This is a genomic window from Paenibacillus xylanexedens, from assembly GCF_001908275.1.
Taxonomy (GTDB): Bacteria; Bacillota; Bacilli; order Paenibacillales; family Paenibacillaceae; genus Paenibacillus; species Paenibacillus xylanexedens_A.
This window is the reverse complement of record NZ_CP018620.1, coordinates 3,757,806-3,775,169: the sequence shown is the minus strand read 5'-3', so window position 1 is coordinate 3,775,169 and position 17,364 is coordinate 3,757,806. Positions and strand designations below refer to the sequence as shown.

The window sequence follows — 17,364 nt, the reverse complement described above, 5'->3', positions numbered from 1 at the left end:
ACAAATATTGTTATTCATTATCTAAATTAAAATATGAATTAATCAGGGCGTTGTATTTTTTCTTTTCCAACAATGTATGTTCGTCTAGGCTCCGTATTTGCGTTCGAAGTGGACTGAGTAATAACTTCGAGCACAAGATAATAACCTTCGTCCTCATCTTTAACGGTATACTGTTCTGCTATTTCTCCTTCTATCAGCACTCTATCTTCTCCTGAAGGGTCTGTTGCGCGGTACCACTGATAAGAAGGAGTATTAATATAATCCCCATCAACATCCATTAAATCATAATCTGTGGCAATTGAGTTCCCCATGTAATCCTTCAATTGACCATTCAGCACATAAGGCGCATCGTCCACTTGTTGGAAGGTCAATACATAGTCATTATTTTCCCCGCCTAGTGTTTTGCCTTTATATCCTTGTAATAAAACATTCATGTCGCCTAACGCAGGTTCCGCATTACGATCCACGTCCATTCGATTCATCTCTACATAGCTAAATCCGCGGCGACTTACCATGTTGCGAAGATAATCTAAAAGGTCAGCTGCATCCAGAGAATTCACTTTTCCGTCTGCATTTACATCCCCTTTTTTACTAATGTAAAGTTCAAAGTTATCCGTAACCGTTTCCGGCACATCAGATACAGTATATTTTGCTTTCAATTCGATGTTGATTTTGCCGCTCTTGTAAGGAATAACCACCAATGTACTCGTAGGCGTTGGCATATTTTCATCTTGTCTCGTTTCTACATACACCTCAGCTATACTGCTATCATCTGAACTGGCTGTGAGCGTATTAAACTCATCGGATCGAAAATGTGTACTTAAATTGATTCTGACTGTATTGTTGCTGGTTACCTCGATGGGCACATCGGGTACAAAAGAAGGATCATTTTGTTCCGATGAATAGCTCAACCATTTAATACCATCATTAAGTACAGGTCGTGAAATGTTTATTACCGGACCAATGGCTCCTGCGTTAGCCTGCGGGAGCGTTCCACCTATAGGCAATGCAATGCCCAATCCGAGTGCAGTCAACATGCTTTTTTTCAATATCGGCTTAAGCCGTTTTTTGTTTTGTTTCCCCTTCAATTCATGTTCCTCCTCGTATACATTTCAAATTTGAACAACTACATGCTCAGTATAACGACCCATTCTGAACCGATTCTGAACAGGACCATGGAACTACTTCCAGTTTCAATTCGACAAAAAACGCCATGGAGTAAGCCTCCATAGCGTTTTGAACACAAATCTTTTTCCAGTTCGGATCATATTCACCTAAAATTAAATTCCCTCAACAATCCGTTTGGCTCTAACCTTCACCTCACGGTAAAGTTCATCCTCATCAATCGTGAGCAGCTTTCTGCCTCTCATGAGGATCTGACCATTCACGATCGTGGTGTCCACGTCCGCCCCATTTACGCTGTAAGCCAGTAACGATTCTACCTCATGTACCGGTTGAAGATGTGGTTTCGCCAGATCGATCAGGATCAGATCAGCTTTGCCCCCCACCTCAAGCATACCCACTTCATCCTGTAGACCAAGCAGACTAGCACTTCCACGTGTAGCCATGCTTAGTACGTCCTTGGCTGGCAAGCGAGTGGGATCGCCATAGTCCAGCTTTTGCAACCAGGTCGCGGCTTTGATCTCCTCGAACATATCCACGGTTGTGGCACTTCCCGCTCCATCCGTTCCGATTCCCACGTTAATTCCCTGAGCCAACATCTCGGTAATTGGAGCAATTCCACACCCCAGCTTCAGATTGCTGACTGGGTTATGTGCTACACCGCCGCGCATGCCCTTCAATCTGCCGATGTCCCTGCGATTGAGGTGTACACCATGCGCAAGCAACACATGTGCCTGTTCGAACATACCCGCCTCTTCCAAATACTCCGTCGGTGTCATGCCATAGCGCTCACGAATCTTCACAACTTCTTCCTTTGTCTCAGCCAGATGAATATGTAGCGGGATATCCTCTGTGACAGCCATAGCAATGACTTCACGAAGCGGCTCCATGGGACAAGTGTAGGGTGAGTGGGGCCCATACATGGTTGTTATCCGTCCCTCGGCCGCTCCAGACCAGCGTTGCACAAGATCAATCGCCTCCTGCAACCTGCGTCCCCCATCCTCCTCCATGAATACCATCCCACGTGTAAGCGATGCCCGCATACCCGTTTGTTTAACCGCTTCTGCAATTTCGTTCATATGGATATACATATCCGCAAAAGCAGTGGTACCCGAACGGATCATCTCCGCGATGGATAACTTGGCACCCCAATAGATATCTTCCGGGTTCATCCGTGCTTCGGCGGGCAGCATTTTGCGTTCGAGCCAGTCCATCAGCTTCAGATCATCCGAAAATCCCCGGAGCAGACTCATCGGTGTATGTTGGTGGGCATTAATCAGTCCTGGCATGGCAACCTTATTACGTCCATCGATAATCTCATCTTGCGGGTGAGGCAGAATGTGATCAGCAATATGAGTAATGCGATCACCCTCAACACGAATATCCCCCGTAAAGGGGGCATCGGCATCTTTCATCGTTAGGATCGTAGCTTGCTGAATCAGTATACTCATTACATTCACGGCTCCTCTAAATTGGTTATGGTTCTTTCCATATCCGAGGGTAAGCCTTCACGTAACGGCAAGGTCAAGTCATTTCAATTTTTGAATCGTCATCTTTCTGAAAGTTTGTATAAAAGGTTTGGGGTCGATTTCGACCATATATGGATATACTCCTGTGCTTGTGTGCAGATAGAAAAATCCACCTTCATCACCCATACGGCGAAATGACATATCAAACACTTCCGTGATGTTGAACTCGCGGTATTTGGTCACAATTTTATCTGAATACAGAATCATGGAGCGGGCATTCATCTCAATCTCTTGGGCGAGACCCGTCACTTCTCTCTGTACTTTGTAATAAGGTAATACAGCAACGCAGTTCATGATCTCCCTCCATTCATGCCATGATTATTGTTCCATCATAGCAGATCGGAGGTTCCCAGCAAAAGAACATGAAACTAGGTGATCTTGGTCGTCACCTTTAGTGGCGTATGAAGTGCATCCTGAATGTCCTGCAAAGAGAGACACTGTTCAATATGAAATACACCATGTGGCAACTCAGTTTTATACACACGTTCTGCCACGGCTGCAGCTACCGCTGCTGTTGCATCGGCTTCCTTTGCGCCGATCAGTAGTTGTTCGACGCGGATTTGCTCACCATTTTCCCACCCTACGGCATCGACCTTGACTGCATACATCGGCTCTCCCCCAGGAATAAGACCAAATGCCCTAACCGTTCCACTCCGAATAGAAGGGATGCGAAGCAAAGAAAACACCCCTATACGTTTGGAAAGCGCCATGGATCCTGTGATCCAGCGGGAGTCCAGACAGAGTCTGGTAGATACGGTTGGTATACGTAACGTCCGAGCAACCACATGCTGATCCGAAAAGTTAAATCGATAGGCCTTCCGGTTCCCCAGTCCCGCTCCAAAATCAATACATTTGCCATCTCCGAAACTTTGTACCTCAGCAAGTTTGCCCTTTTGCATCACTTGGTAAGTGGCATTCATCTGATCAACGGTCCACTCCACGGCAGCTTTCCCGTGTTTCTCGCCAAGTCCCAGCATCACGGTAATATCCGCTTCCTCCACCTGATCCATATGCATGGTCGCTTCGCGCACAAGCAAATTAGTCACTCCGGGTGATAATCCAACGCTGAGGATCGCGGTCGATTTGGAACGTTGCATTTTGGTGTGCAGCTGTTCAACCTGAGCTAGAAAATCATATTTTGCAGAAATATCAATATAGTCGGTTCCGGCTTGTGCGCAGGCTTCAACGAATCGGGTATCGCTCTGGTCAACACACATGATAACCAGCTTCACAGGCCTTAACATGGATGGCTCTACAGGTCGTGTTACATCCAGTTGAAGTGGTAGCACAGCACCACCTGTAGACCTGCTGAACTCTTCCGCACGGTTCATGCGTGTACCCGCAGCCCATACTTTACCCGGGAACAATTTCCCCAGTTGAGTACATATCATCTGCCCCACTTGACCATAACCACCAACCACCCAGATCTGATCTTTAATAGGTTTCACGTTAGTTTCGAATTGCATAATACCCCTCCACCCAGAACGCCCCGAAGTAACGTGTAATATGTGAGAAACCGCATTCGGTCAGTAGCTGGGTCATCTCTTCAGAGGATATGGGATCGGATTCACGGCCCAGGGAAGCAGCAAAACGCCCCCACTCTTCAGGAAGGACGCCCACACTCAACATGTGATCCTTCCAAGCTTGCATCATGATTGGATGTGCAGGTGAACGAAGATCTGCATTTACAGCCGCAATGATCAGTGGTGCACCCGGTTTAAGTCTAGCTGCGAGGCTGGTCAGAAACGTTCTCTTGGCCTCCATCCCCTGAAGGAAATGTAACATGAGCATGCTTGTCGCCCCATCATATACAATATCCTCCGGCAATTCTTCAACCGTGACAGATTGCAACTTCACTCTGGAACCGATGCCTGCTTCCGCGACTCGTTTCTCAGCAAGTTGCAGCATCGGCTGTGATGGATCTACTCCAGTCAATGTCCAACCGGCATGACGTGATCCGAGCAGAGCAATCTCTTTTCCCCCTCCCGCTCCGGCAACAAGGATATGAATATCGTTGTTATTTGCAAAAGATGCTGCAAGCAGCCGTTCCATTAAATCATGCATATGAGAATAACCCGGAATTTTCAGGGCTATCGATTGTTCGTAACGATGAACATCTGCTGTTTCCCAGCTCATCGGTGATGGATTGTGATTCATAGACACCGCACTCCTCTTGAATTGAAGTTAGACTTGACTCGTTGTTCGTCTAATTTCATTATAGAAGGATACGGCGAGCCTACAATCCCAGAACATTGGGATATGCGCACAGAGAGAGGAGTAATCTTGTTGACATCACGTATTGATCGGAACCACAGACTTATCACTTCTCTTGAAAAAGGAACCTGGACCTCACGTACCTATCGGGAAGCTGTTCTCAAGCAGATCCATACGGTTATACCTTACGATGCATACTGTTTCACTACCGTTGATCCTCTGACTCTTCTCTCCACAGGAGCCGTGACAGAAGATGGCATTGAGGCCATTCATGATCGGTTATTCATCAATGAATACATGGAAGAAGATATACATAAATACGCTGAATTAATTCGTAGCGGTGAGCATACAGCTACACTTCATACGTCCAACTTACAGCTTGAACAAAGCCCTCGATATATCAACATTCTTCAGCCAGCGGGGTTCGGTGATGAACTACGTGCTGTATTGGTCAGTGGAGACGCTTGCTGGGGATATCTGACCCTATATCGTAAGACAGAAAGTGCTGTCTTTACAGAGGAGGAGCGGTGGATGATTCAGTCCTGGACCGCTTCTATTGCATCGATGCTGCGGTCCACGAGCTTGACACTGATCGATGAGATCACGAGTGAAAGTCCCGAGGAACCCGGAATTTTGATCACCTCAGACACGTTCCAGCTCTTATCCCTGAACGCCTCCGCTCAATATTGGCTGTCCCAATTGCGCATGCTGGAACATGTAGGGCCTGATGTTCTGCCCCGTCCGGTACGTGCAGTGAGTTCCCACCTGCAGCGCAAGAATCGGGCAGAACTGGTCGTGGATACTCAGATCGCTCCCGAATCACCCTCCAAAGTTTGCATTCAACTTCCGGATGGGCGTTACCTCATACTTCATGCCAGTCTCATGCAACAGCTTACAGGACCGGATCAGATTGCTATCCGTTTGGAGCAGGCGATGCCACAGGATTTGCTGCCCTTGCTCGCCGAAAGCCACGGATTATCCAGTCGAGAGCGGGAACTGCTCGGATATGTGCTGCGCAGCTATTCTTCCAAAGAGATTGCTGCCGCGATGCATATTTCTGTATACACGGTTCAGGATCATTTAAAATCCATTTTCGCCAAAACCAAGGTATCCTCACGTCGCGAGCTCATCTGGTATTTCGTTTCCCGTTTCCAGCTGTCGGATGAACCTGCAATATAAATCCTGATATAATTTTCTAGAAATCAACTTTAATATCAAATAATGAGAAAAATCAAAAGATGCCAATACGATATCTTCGTAATGGCATCCTTTTTTATATGCTATTGATTAAGAAGCATAACGGTAATACAGGGTAACTTCGATGTTTAAACTTTTGATATCGTGCATTCTGCTTTAAAATGCAGCGCACAGTCCTGCCAAGCCGTTTTCCACAAAAAAATTCCGACTATATCATTGATTGTGTTATTTGGCTTTTGCTAGTAAATAAAGAAAATATGGAACACTAATAACTGTAATAACGGTTCCTGTCGGCACATCTCCTACGAGGCTAACCGTGCGCGTAATCGTGTCAGCCAGCACCACGACTAGTCCCCCGGCCAAGCTGGCAGCCGGAATGAGCAATTTGTGATCGGGACCGACCAGTTTTCTCGCCATATGCGGAGCGATCAATCCAACGAAAAAGAAGCTGCCTCCCACAGCTACACTGCCAGAGGATAAAGCAACAGCAGCGATTGACAACCCCAAGAACTGTCGCTTCACGGAAACACCAAGCCCCTGTGCTGTCTGATTGCCCAGATGGAGGGCATTCAGTATGCGAGCCTTGTAAAAAATATAGCCGAGTAAGATCAAGACCCATGGTGTCAGTATGGAAATATAGCCCCAATCATCGCCCCATAGGCTCCCCGCCAGCCAATACAGTATGAAGTTCATCTGCGAATCATCCAGTTTGAGTGTCAAGAATGTCGTCAGCGCCCCATATCCGCTTCCTAGCGCGACCCCGGTCAAGATCAAACCGATTGGCGAGATGTCTCGTCCGCGGCGATACGATAATAAGAAGATCAACCCCGCCGCCAATAGTCCGCCAACAAAAGCCAACAGAGGCAGAGCAATAAAGGAACTCTTTCCTGTGGATGCAATGAATACAACGAAGAACAGGACAAACAAACCCGATCCCGAACTAATTCCCAGTGTTCCCGGACTAGCCATGTCATTACGCAGCAAACTCTGCATCACGACCCCCGCCGCTCCCATTCCCAGACCTACCAAGATCGAAAGTACAATTCGTGGCAAACGAAAATCAAACACAATCAGATTTTGCTTATCGGTACCGTTTCCTGTGAGAACGTTCAGCACTTCTAGCGGTGAAAGATTCATTTTGCCAGAATTCATGCTAATGATCGCAAACACAAGGATGAGCACCATAAGCACTACATTGATGATAATGCCTCGTTTCATCGTATAATGCCGCTTGATCATTCATATTCCCTCCTTTGTCTTCGAGCCAAGAAGAGAAAATACGGCACACCAATGATAGAAAATATAATGGCAATCGGTGTTTCGAACGGTTTATTGATCAAACGTCCAGCCAAATCGGCCGATACGGTCAGCAACGCACCATATAACGCCGCTGCCGGAATAATGTATCGATAGTCGACACCTACCATATATCGCACAATATGCGGGGTGATCAGACCCACAAAACCAACCGGGCCAACTACAACAACAGCCAATCCAGTCAGCACAAGTACAATAATTGTCGACAAAATCTTGACCAGTCCGCTACGAATGCCGAGTCCACTTGCCACATCATCTCCCAAACTGAGCAATGTAACGGAAGGGGATAAGGCCAGTGCCAGCAGTATACCACCAACAAAGAGCGGTGAGATAATCAGCAATTCTCCCCATTTGACACCCGCTGTACTACCCGCCGTCCAGAATGTCAATGCTCTGCCCAGGTTATAATTGATCGCCAAATACTGACTGAGTGCGCCAAACAACATTGAAATAGATAGACCTGCCAGTACAAGCCGCTGTGGAGTCATTCCGCGATTGCCCAGTGACGCGGTAAAGTAAGTCATACCGGTGGCGATCGCTGCTCCCAGACAAGCGAACAACATCATCTGCCAATACGAATAACCCGGCAGAAAGGCCAGGCAAAGTGCAATTGCAAATGCTGCGCCAGAGCTAATCCCCATGAGCCCGGAGTCGGCCAGCGGATTGCGCGTTGTCCCCTGCATGATAGCGCCACATACCGCAAGGCTGCACCCAACGATCAGATCGGCTACGGTACGCGGAAGACGCATGGTTTGGATAATTTGATGTTCAGTGAGCATTGGATCAAATCGGAAAATAGCCTCCCATACCGTTGCTAACCTCATATCAGCAGCACCAAACATAATTGATGCCGCCGACATGAGAACCGTTAATCCAAGCCCCACTACCATGTACATGGTGAAGTTCATCGCCCCACGGCGTTTTTGTTCAGGCTTGCTTTTCATCTCGTTTCCCTTTCATCACCTATTGACAATCCAATCGAATATGGATATTAACGTCCATAAATTCGATTGGTCATGTTTGAAAAATTGGAGTGTTCAATTAAAATTTCGTTCTAACTCTTATTTAGCTAATGCTAGCAATTGACTAACAATATAATCAATCAATGCACTGGAAGTCATTACGTCGGTGGACCAAGATAGCGAAGAATCCACCTTTACGATCCGATCATGTTGCACAGCAGGTATGGCATTCCACACAGCATTATCAGAAGCAACGTTTCCATCTCCTAAGAAGATCATATAATCCCCAGAGTAAGCGGGTAATACTTCCATGGAGACATCGCCCCAATATTTATCTGCGTCGATAATATCCGTTTGGACTTTTGAAGGTGCCTGCAATTGAAGTTCATCGTAAACAAGCTCGCCAACGGCATGCTTGGCTCCAGCTATGTAATTATTTTTATCACTGAATTCTCCAACCGTAATCGTTACATCGGATAGGCCCGCATTCTGAAAGGCTAACTTTGCTTCTTCGATTTTTCCGGTATAAGCATTCATAACATCCTTAGCTTCTTCCTGTTTGTTCAAAACATCGCTAATAAATTGTATCCGCTCTTCTGTAGTCATATCACCATAGGGAACATAAATGGTCGGGGCAATTTTGGATAAATCATCATACGACTCATCGCTCCATGCCAAAATGATCAGATCAGGCTCAAGCGTCATGATATCTTCCGGCTCCATGGCTACTTTTATGGAGTCTGTAATCTGGTTAGCATAAACAGGCTCTGTCTCTCCCCGTGCAGCTCTAGCCACACCTAAAGGAGTTACACCTAGGGCTACCACATCACCAACCAAATAATCGACTACAACTCGCTGAGGATTGTTAGGCACCTCAACATCACCCTTAACTGTGGTTATCGTTCTGGTCTGCGAGACTGCTTCCGAAGCTTTTGTCTCCGACCCTTCCTGTTGTGTCGTCTGCTGTGTCTGTGCAGGTGTTGTATTCGCCGTTCCCCCATTATTCGCTGGCGTCCCTGACGTACATGCCGTCAATAACAGCATCATGCTTATCGCCGCCGCCAAAATCATTTCTTTACTTCTTAATGATCCAAACATCGTTGATTCCCCATCTCTATAAGACTTGACTAGACTCGCTAGTTCCCTCTCATCGTAAGGGAGATGAGAATCATTATCAATACCATCAACCTGCATGGATAGTGCGTTTATTTTCCGATAATCACTTGGTGTCATCTTATAATGCTTCTTAAACATTCGGAACAGGTTTTTCTCATCTGCGAAGCCAGCTCCTGTTGCGATTTCTTTAACCGTCGCTTCTGTATGTTTCAAGTCATGACAGGCAGCTTCAATCCTCCTCTGAATGAGATACTCCTGTAAGTTCATCCCTTCCCTTTTTTTGAACAACCGCGTCAATTGTCCACCGCTGATCCCAAACATATCGGCAATTTGTTGAAACATAATCGGCTCCCTGTAATGTTTATCGAGATATATCTTGGCAGAACAGGCTGGATCTGGCTGGAGATACCGAATCCCACCACCCTCCAAATCCCTGTACACTTCATGAATCAATTGATATAGAAAACTTTTGGCCTGTAGCTGATCCATCGCCTTGCCACGTTTCCAGCCATTCATCATCCGTTGGAACCAATCGCGTAGCAAGATGGGATTACTTGGCGTATAACCAAACTGTTGAACAAATGGATTTACTTGCTCCAGTAATTGCTGCAGGTGTTTCTTGAAAAAGAGAGGTGATTCTGCTCTATAAAACACCATAAAGGTCTTCACCATCTCCGCTTTAGGCGTAATACTGAGCAGGCTCCCCTTCCCGCCGTGAACTAAACCGAAGCGTTCCATTCCAAATGTGGTCTCATTCAGTTGGATTTGCGCTTCTCCCCCATATGCATAGATAAACATGCTACTAGGCATTTTATATTGCTCCAACGGGTATTGTGACGCTATATTCTGAAAGCGTACATCTATTAATGTAATGATCGAACGTGTCCAGATACTGGCCATCATATCAATCATCTCCGGTGTAAATCCCTGTCTTGCTTCTTCCTCTTGCATCTACCCGCACTCCTCGTTTCACTTTTTCCAATGTATACATCACTCAATAATTGATATTGATTATCAATATCACATTTAATCAGGTAAGTATATATCATTAAGTGATATTGGGGAACAGGCAGTGGACGTTATGCTTCACATCCGCTTTCGTAAAAAACTAAAAAGGAACACCTGGGAGTACAAAAAAAGCCTGATCCATATGGATCAGGCTTCTTCATTATGTTTTTCGTGTTCAACACTGTTCCGTAATCACCATGTTTCCGCAACCAACTGGGACCAAGTTTATTAGGACTTTGCAGGTTTCCGAGAAGGTTTGGCGGAGCTGGATTTTTTATTCTTTTTCTTACTTACTTCCACAACCACAGGCTCCTGTGGGTGTTCTACCGGGTACATTTTACGGAACAATAATGTCTGTAGTACCAGGAACGAACCCCCAACGGTCCAGTAGAGCGGCATCGCTGCCGGAGCTGTAAGAGAAAAGAATGCCATCATCAATGGGGAGAGATAACCCATAATGGCGAACTGTTTTCGCTGCTCAGGCGCCATATTGGCTTGTGATACCTTGGCTTGAATCAGATATATGACCGCGACCACCACAGCGAGTACGTAGTCCGGCGCTCCCAGTTTGAACCACAGGAACGAATGAGAAGACAGTTCCGGTGTAAGTCGGATAGCCGTGTAGATACCTGACAGGATAGGCAACTGAATGAGCATCGGCAAGCAACCAATGTTCAGCGGATTGAACTTATGTTTCTTGTATAGCTCCATCGTTTCCTGAGACAGCTTTTGCTTATCAGCAGGATCATTTTTGCCTTCATATTTTTTCTTGAGCGCATCCATTTCGGGTTTCATGGCGTTCATGATGACTCGTGTTCCCTGCTGGGACTTGGCTTGACGCATCATCAATGGCAACAGTGCCAGACGAATGACAAGTGTAATCACGATAATCGCGATCCCGTAGCTTCCACTAAATATGGTCGCAATGTGCTGAATCAGATACGACAGTGGAAATACAATGTAGTGATTAAAAAATCCCGGTGTCGATGAAGTAATCTCCGACACGTTGTTGCTGCATCCGGCAAGCAGCATGACTGCAAACAAAATGGCAATCAGGCCATAGATCCGTCCCTTGCCCGAAGTAAAAGTGAATCCCTTGTTGGTCTTATGTTCCATATATATCCTCCTCGTTGATTTGTTGACCAATCGTTCAACGAGGAATGACAATCTGGTTCATCTTCATCGGGCGCTTCTCTTCGTCTAATCATGCGGCTCCAGTCTTCCTGTCTGTGCTGTCTGTCCAAACACAGGGCGGGAAGTACAGGTTCAAGTCCACCACCGGCGCCACCTTCCATCCAGTACTCTGTCATGCCACAGTGAAGATGGGCAATATAGGCATAACTGACGGTGAAGATGAGTCCAATCGAGAATAAATATGGTAATAACTCCTGCAGTTCAAACAAGGAATTCACCCCCTTTATAGGTTAGTTTTTATATTATAACACTTACATATTGTTTTTGCATAAATCCGTACGTGAAAACAACTACTATTCAGCTATTCCGTTCTCAATTTGGACAACTCTTGCTCAGCTCGGTGTCTTACCACGTTATAAGAAGGCCAGGAACGATCTGATGAATCCTCGTCCAAGTAGGCTTGACGTTCCAACATTTCCCTTTTGAGATCCGGGTACTCCTCCTGAGCAAACTCACGAAGTAACGGAACTGCATCTGCCGACAGACTTGCCAGATAGGTTGCATCAATATTGCCAGTCTGATGATAACGTTCAATATTCAGCTCGGCAATCCGTTTATCCATGCCCACATAGTTGACAGCAACATAAGCAGTTAGCGCAAGCACAATATACCAGCGGATCAGCGGTATTGATGTGTACCGTATACGAAGGCCAGCAATCAGCAACAGGAGTGCGAGGAAGATCATGAATGCGTGTACCAGGAAGCGGATGTACGTATATCCATATGCCTGCTCATACAGATTTAGGCGCATAAACGCGGAATACAACATAATTGCTGAACAACTGACCAGAATCAGGAGAAGTACCTGATGCACGATGGAACCCGCTTTGCCACTCGAACGGGTATACTGCAAAGCAACAATAAGAATAAAGAAGTTAATACCTGTGACGAGAATTAACTCTGCGAATCCACTTCTCGCATAGTCTGCGTAAGACAGATCTACCGGAAGATGCCCCTCTCCTGCACCAAACAGATACGAAAACTGTACAAGTACAAATAAAACGTACACACAGTTAATGACAATCAGCATCGTCCCCACAATGATAGGGTCCAATCTGAATGGTTCCCGATGAACCGGAGTGCGTTCGGGCTCGGGTGTAATCTTATTGGTAACCTTACCTTCAGTGGCCGGGTCCACAGGAGAGATTATATAGGTGTGATCACGCTTATCAACCGTGGATGCTACTCCATTTTTCCAATGTGCGTTCGCTCTCTTCTCTGCCTCATATTGCATTGGCTGTACAAATCCCCATACATAACCGAACAGCAATACACCTGCGATGACAATCCAGATGATTCTCGGTATCCCTGGAGTAAAAGCCAATTGATTCAGCCACTCCGGAAAACCGGCTAAATACTGATCAAAGACCCCGTCAGCGGAGGACAGTAATGCGACGACAACAATGAGGATAGGCAAGGACGCCACAAGACCAATAAGCACTTTGAAAACAACTGTTTTTTGGGATTTGCCCATGCCACGCCCGCCTGCTCTCACAGCAATGGCCGCAACAGTCCCCCAATGACGTATGGCTTGAGGCAACAAGTGGTCAATAGCCGTACCAATCAAACCAATCTCCCACCACTGCTTCTGTTTTCTGCCCATCAGATATGTCATATGTAAGATAACTACGCCAGGTATGACCAGAAAATTAAGAACATACAGCAGTTCATTGTCGTATAACAGGAACGTTAGCGACAACAATAGCACTACAGCCGCTACAAAAGCATCAATGAACCTGAAAGACCTCATGCGGTCCCGTGCAAACAGATACATGAACACATAGAAGAGAATTACAAAGATAGGATACGATACGCCAATCTCATTACCATAGAATAAATACTGGTGAATGATCGCCAGCATCCATGCAGACAGTAGCGTGATTAGAGCGCGTTTCGGTGAAGCCATTATTTTATCAATCATGGGAAAAACCTCCATTAACCTTTCTATGCTATATTCTAGATGATAAAATAGGAATATAAATAGAAATTAAAATCGACAAAACTTCTTATTTTAGAGGAATACGTCAGAGTTCACCTCCAGGAGGGAATCAACACTTGAAATTACATCAGCAATATCTGCTGTTGCATCGCCATTACGGCCACCACACAGAACATGAACTTACACTCGCCGATCTCGCTGATTTGCTAAGTTGTACACACCGCAATACGTTAACGATTGTCAAAAAGATGGTTGCCCATGATTGGATTCGTTGGGTTTCCCAGCGTGGCCGGGGTCGGCGTTCTTCACTGACTTTGCTTGTTCCGGCTGATCAAATCGCCGCAGAATATATGATGCAGGCCATGAATCGCCGGGAGTTACAGGAAGCTGCCGAGCAGGTGAGCGCATTCTCCAGTTCAACAATCATGCAGGATCATCTAAACCAGTGGTTGCTTGGGTATTCAGGACATCATACGGAAGCCGGCACCAATAATGAGCAGATTGATACGCTTCGGTTGCCCCTGCGCCAACAGCTTCATGCCCTTGATCCGCTGTACATTAATCTATTAGCTGAATCCTTTGTTACTAGCCATGTCTTTGACGGGTTGGTTCAGCGGGGTGAACAAGGAGAGATTCTTCCCTGTCTGGCTCATACTTGGGATGTCAGTGCAGACCGAAAGACCTGGATCTTTTATTTGCGAAAAGGTATTACATTTCACGATGGTCAGTTCTTGACAGCCCATGATATAGTGCATACGTTTGAACGGCTGCAATCTACAGATCGCCGGACACTGTACCGTGATGTAAGTAAACAGATTCTATCTATTGAAGCGGTCGATTCCTTAACCGTGTGTTTCCAGCTTAAAGATCCTCATGAATTGTTTTTGTCCTTCCTGACAACAAGTCGTGCGGCGATTGTACCCTCACCAGGAACAAACGAACATAAGATGAAGCATTCGAGTGAGGTGCATGGGATGCAAAAACCTGTTGGGACGGGACCGTTCAAGGTCACCGCCTGGGATGATCACTTGTGCAGACTTGAAGCCTTTTCATCATATTTTCAAGGTAGAGCACATATGGACCGGGTAGATATCCTGCAGATTCCGTGGAGTGCCTCGGCAAAAATGGACGATAGCCAAGATATCGAAACTCCGTTCTTTCATCTTGTTCATAATCCGTCCTCGTCTGCGGGTGCAGACTGGACACAGATTAGTGCAGGTGTAATGGTTCATAAATTACTCACGTGTAATACACAAAAAACCGGACCGTTAAACGATCCGGAAGTAAGAGCACACCTTCAGTCATGCCTTGCTGGAATGTATAGAGATGACGGACATGCAGATAACTCTGAGGTCGTGGAGACTGATTTTAGTGCGGTGAGCACCAAGAAGGTCCAGGTCCACTTGGAGGGATTTAGCGATATATCGATAAGATCCGCTTCCACTAGTCCCATCTCCCTGCACATTGCAACCATTCCACAATATCGCAGGGATGCCCAACATCTGGCGTCCATACTGGAGCAGTGCGGTTTCTCTTGTACCGTCCGTACTGCTACGATGGAGCAGTTCAAAGGAGATCTGCGACTGGAATCTGATCTGATTCTCTTCTCTCTCATTCGGGACAGGGACGAAGAACTGCGAAGGTATGATCTCTACTCTACGTTATCTGAGCATCAGGAAGATTCTGCTCGTATAACGATCCATGAGATCTTGCAAACCATCGTCGCCTCTCCCATCGCTGCGGATCGAACTCGTGAATTAGACCGTATTGAACAATTCTTGGTAAGCCAGAACCTACTGTTCCATTTATCTGAAAAACCGGTAGAGACCGCTTATCTGCCTTCTGTGCGTGGTCTATCTTTCAACAGCCAGGGCTGGGTGAACCTGCGTCATATCTGGTTTCCGTGAATGCTCGTTAAACAAGCAAGACAATCCCTTCATTTCATGATGCGGTAATGATTTTGGATACCTATGAACTGGTCATTGGGTCGCCATCCACCTTCTGCTGTATTCTTTCATTTATCGTCGAAATGGTATCCTTCCGACGATAAATACCGAGAAGTAAACCGACCATGGCATATTCGAAAAGCAGGTGATTTCCATATCCTATTAAAGGAAAAACTATGCTAAGAATTGGAGCCTTGCCGGTAGTCATCGCCAATGAATAGATGATTTGCAACGCAAACATGGATGTGATACTGATAATTATCATTCGACCGAAATCATCCCGAATGCGAGGAAGCATCTTCACCATACTTGCAACAAACCAGATGATACCCACCAATAATAGTATCCCGGCTGACCAGCCAAACACATCAATGAGCAGAACACCTGGGTAATCTAAATAACTCATTTTAAACATGTCGAACGTTGTATCAATCCCATTACCCCACCAGCCGGCTGATTGAATAATTTCAATAATGGAATTGTTACTATAGCCACCGTAAGGGTCATCCTGAAGATTCAAAACGACGGAAAGCCTCTCTAGGCGGCCGTACTTATCTGCAAAAAACAATAACAATACAAAAACACTTCCTGTTACAACAGCACCTAAGGCTGTATAAAGCCATTTTCGCGTGAGCCAACCAAATAAAATAATGGACATTGTGCCAAACAGAAACATGCGAACCCAGTCCGACATTTGAAACAATAGCACTACAGGTAACGCTACCATAGCAATATAGGTCAATATGGATTGCATATTGCAGTTTGAATGAAACTTCTCCTGCACAATTGCCCCTATGGCAAGTGGCAAAATCCATACTGAAGCAGTCGTAAGGTCTATTACAAATCCAAGTGGTGCAATCAGGAATCTGCTCATACCATAAAAATCCGTAGATATCATTGGATTAATCCACAAAAGGGCATTAAGTAGAATATAGATCCACCAAGCAGCTTTTTTCAACTTACGATAATCAAAATAAATAAAGAACAACATCAATATTACACCTATAATGGTGTACACCACATGCCCCCGATATAAGGACTGATACTTTTCATCTGCAACATTCATCGTAAAGATCCATATCAGTAACAGGCTAGTTATAGACAAACCAATTAGTCCAACTAACAGCCCCCAATGCATGCGATGACGATGCAATCGGTGCATGCTTTTGCCTACCACTGCAGGATCACCCATCTGTTCAATGGCATATGCAATTGCTTCTTCCTCTGTATAACCTTCTTGTTCTTTATCCAAAATCATTTCTTCCATGTGGTTTCCCAACTCATCACGCAAGTCGTTATGTACTTCGCGAGCTTTAACCTGAACACACATGTGATCCAGATAATGCTGAATTCGTTCATGTCGATTTGTCATGTCAGGCCTCCTTCACCAAGCACTCGATCCACAGCTCTACGGAACATATTCCATTCTGCTTTTTTACTTTGTAAGGCCTCCATGCCCTTGTCACGAATCGAATAATATTTACGTTTACGGCCTTCAACCTCCATCCAGTACGACTCTACCCAACCTTCAATCTCCATAGCATGCAAAATAGGATATAACGTGCCCTCTTTCAGATTAAACACACCCTCGGATTGACGATGTAGTTCCTTGATTAATTCATATCCGTACAACGGTCGTTCCTGAAGCAGGGTCAGAATCAATGTTTCGGTACTGCCTTTAATCATTTGTTTGTTAACCTGCAACGCACTCACTCCTTCCTTTTCAATTCATTTAGCAAGAATTTTTAGATTTTGAAAAATAACACTTTCAAATCTCTTCTTTTCATATACATCGGAAACCTATGCATAGAACAACTAGG

At 45.6% G+C, this 17,364-nt stretch carries 15 protein-coding genes; 2 read left to right on the top strand and 13 right to left on the bottom strand.

Features of this window, described 5'->3' with window-relative positions; translation table 11 throughout:
- Positions 1 to 38: 38 nt before the first annotated feature.
- The 5 genes from BS614_RS16950 to BS614_RS16930 form a co-directional block, all read right to left on the bottom strand.
- Positions 39 to 1,088: a hypothetical protein gene (locus BS614_RS16950; RefSeq protein WP_074094820.1), complete on the bottom strand. Its 1,050-nt coding sequence runs from the start codon at positions 1,086 to 1,088 to the stop codon at positions 39 to 41.
- A 192-nt stretch (positions 1,089 to 1,280) separates the two neighbouring features.
- On the bottom strand, positions 1,281 to 2,573 hold the full coding sequence (locus BS614_RS16945; protein ID WP_074094819.1) for an amidohydrolase: 1,293 nt from the start codon (positions 2,571 to 2,573) through the stop codon (positions 1,281 to 1,283).
- 78 nt (positions 2,574 to 2,651) lie between these two features.
- The gene (locus BS614_RS16940; RefSeq protein WP_074094818.1) at positions 2,652 to 2,945 is read right to left on the bottom strand and encodes a hypothetical protein; all 294 of its coding nucleotides are present in this window, start codon (positions 2,943 to 2,945) and stop codon (positions 2,652 to 2,654) included.
- A gap of 74 nt (positions 2,946 to 3,019) precedes the next feature.
- Positions 3,020 to 4,117 carry a saccharopine dehydrogenase family protein gene (locus tag BS614_RS16935; RefSeq protein WP_074094817.1) on the bottom strand — a complete coding sequence of 366 codons (1,098 nt, stop codon included), beginning with the start codon at positions 4,115 to 4,117 and terminating at the stop codon, positions 3,020 to 3,022.
- On the bottom strand, positions 4,101 to 4,808 hold the full coding sequence (locus BS614_RS16930; protein ID WP_074094816.1) for a class I SAM-dependent methyltransferase: 708 nt from the start codon (positions 4,806 to 4,808) through the stop codon (positions 4,101 to 4,103). Before BS614_RS16930 ends, BS614_RS16935 begins: the two co-directional genes overlap by 17 nt.
- A gap of 129 nt (positions 4,809 to 4,937) precedes the next feature.
- Here BS614_RS16930 and BS614_RS16925 point away from each other — a divergent pair, with 129 nt between their 5' ends.
- Positions 4,938 to 6,044, top strand: coding sequence for a helix-turn-helix transcriptional regulator (locus tag BS614_RS16925; protein WP_244898148.1), 1,107 nt, complete (start codon positions 4,938 to 4,940; stop codon positions 6,042 to 6,044).
- A 243-nt stretch (positions 6,045 to 6,287) separates the two neighbouring features.
- Here BS614_RS16925 and BS614_RS16920 read toward each other — a convergent pair whose 3' ends face one another.
- The 6 genes from BS614_RS16920 to BS614_RS16900 form a co-directional block, all read right to left on the bottom strand.
- Positions 6,288 to 7,301 carry a FecCD family ABC transporter permease gene (locus BS614_RS16920; protein WP_074094814.1) on the bottom strand — a complete coding sequence of 338 codons (1,014 nt, stop codon included), beginning with the start codon at positions 7,299 to 7,301 and terminating at the stop codon, positions 6,288 to 6,290.
- The gene (locus tag BS614_RS16915; RefSeq protein ID WP_074094813.1) at positions 7,298 to 8,323 is read right to left on the bottom strand and encodes a FecCD family ABC transporter permease; all 1,026 of its coding nucleotides are present in this window, start codon (positions 8,321 to 8,323) and stop codon (positions 7,298 to 7,300) included. The genes BS614_RS16920 and BS614_RS16915 overlap by 4 nt, the downstream gene beginning before the upstream one ends.
- Before the next feature lie 117 nt (positions 8,324 to 8,440).
- On the bottom strand, positions 8,441 to 10,408 hold the full coding sequence (locus BS614_RS16910) for an AraC family transcriptional regulator (RefSeq protein ID WP_074094812.1): 1,968 nt from the start codon (positions 10,406 to 10,408) through the stop codon (positions 8,441 to 8,443).
- 285 nt (positions 10,409 to 10,693) lie between these two features.
- A complete protein-coding gene (gene yidC, locus BS614_RS16905; protein WP_074094811.1) occupies positions 10,694 to 11,581 on the bottom strand; it encodes a membrane protein insertase YidC in 888 nt (295 codons plus the stop codon).
- The gene (locus BS614_RS31145; protein WP_235193801.1) at positions 11,518 to 11,868 is read right to left on the bottom strand and encodes a hypothetical protein; all 351 of its coding nucleotides are present in this window, start codon (positions 11,866 to 11,868) and stop codon (positions 11,518 to 11,520) included. Before BS614_RS31145 ends, yidC begins: the two co-directional genes overlap by 64 nt.
- 92 nt (positions 11,869 to 11,960) lie before the next feature.
- Positions 11,961 to 13,580 (bottom strand): DUF4153 domain-containing protein, encoded by a 1,620-nt coding sequence (locus BS614_RS16900; protein WP_074094810.1) that lies wholly within the window; start codon positions 13,578 to 13,580, stop codon positions 11,961 to 11,963.
- Between the two features lie 134 nt (positions 13,581 to 13,714).
- On the opposite strand from BS614_RS16900, the gene BS614_RS16895 reads away from it, so the two are divergent.
- Positions 13,715 to 15,505 (top strand): ABC transporter substrate-binding protein, encoded by a 1,791-nt coding sequence (locus BS614_RS16895; protein WP_074094809.1) that lies wholly within the window; start codon positions 13,715 to 13,717, stop codon positions 15,503 to 15,505.
- Positions 15,506 to 15,566: 61 nt separating this feature from the next.
- Here BS614_RS16895 and BS614_RS16890 read toward each other — a convergent pair whose 3' ends face one another.
- Together BS614_RS16890 and BS614_RS16885 are read right to left on the bottom strand one after the other, a co-directional pair.
- Positions 15,567 to 16,916, bottom strand: coding sequence for an FtsW/RodA/SpoVE family cell cycle protein (locus BS614_RS16890; RefSeq protein WP_074094808.1), 1,350 nt, complete (start codon positions 16,914 to 16,916; stop codon positions 15,567 to 15,569).
- Entirely contained in the window at positions 16,913 to 17,248 is a 336-nt protein-coding gene (locus tag BS614_RS16885; protein WP_074094807.1) for a PadR family transcriptional regulator, read from the bottom strand. Before BS614_RS16885 ends, BS614_RS16890 begins: the two co-directional genes overlap by 4 nt.
- Positions 17,249 to 17,364 lie beyond the last annotated feature (116 nt).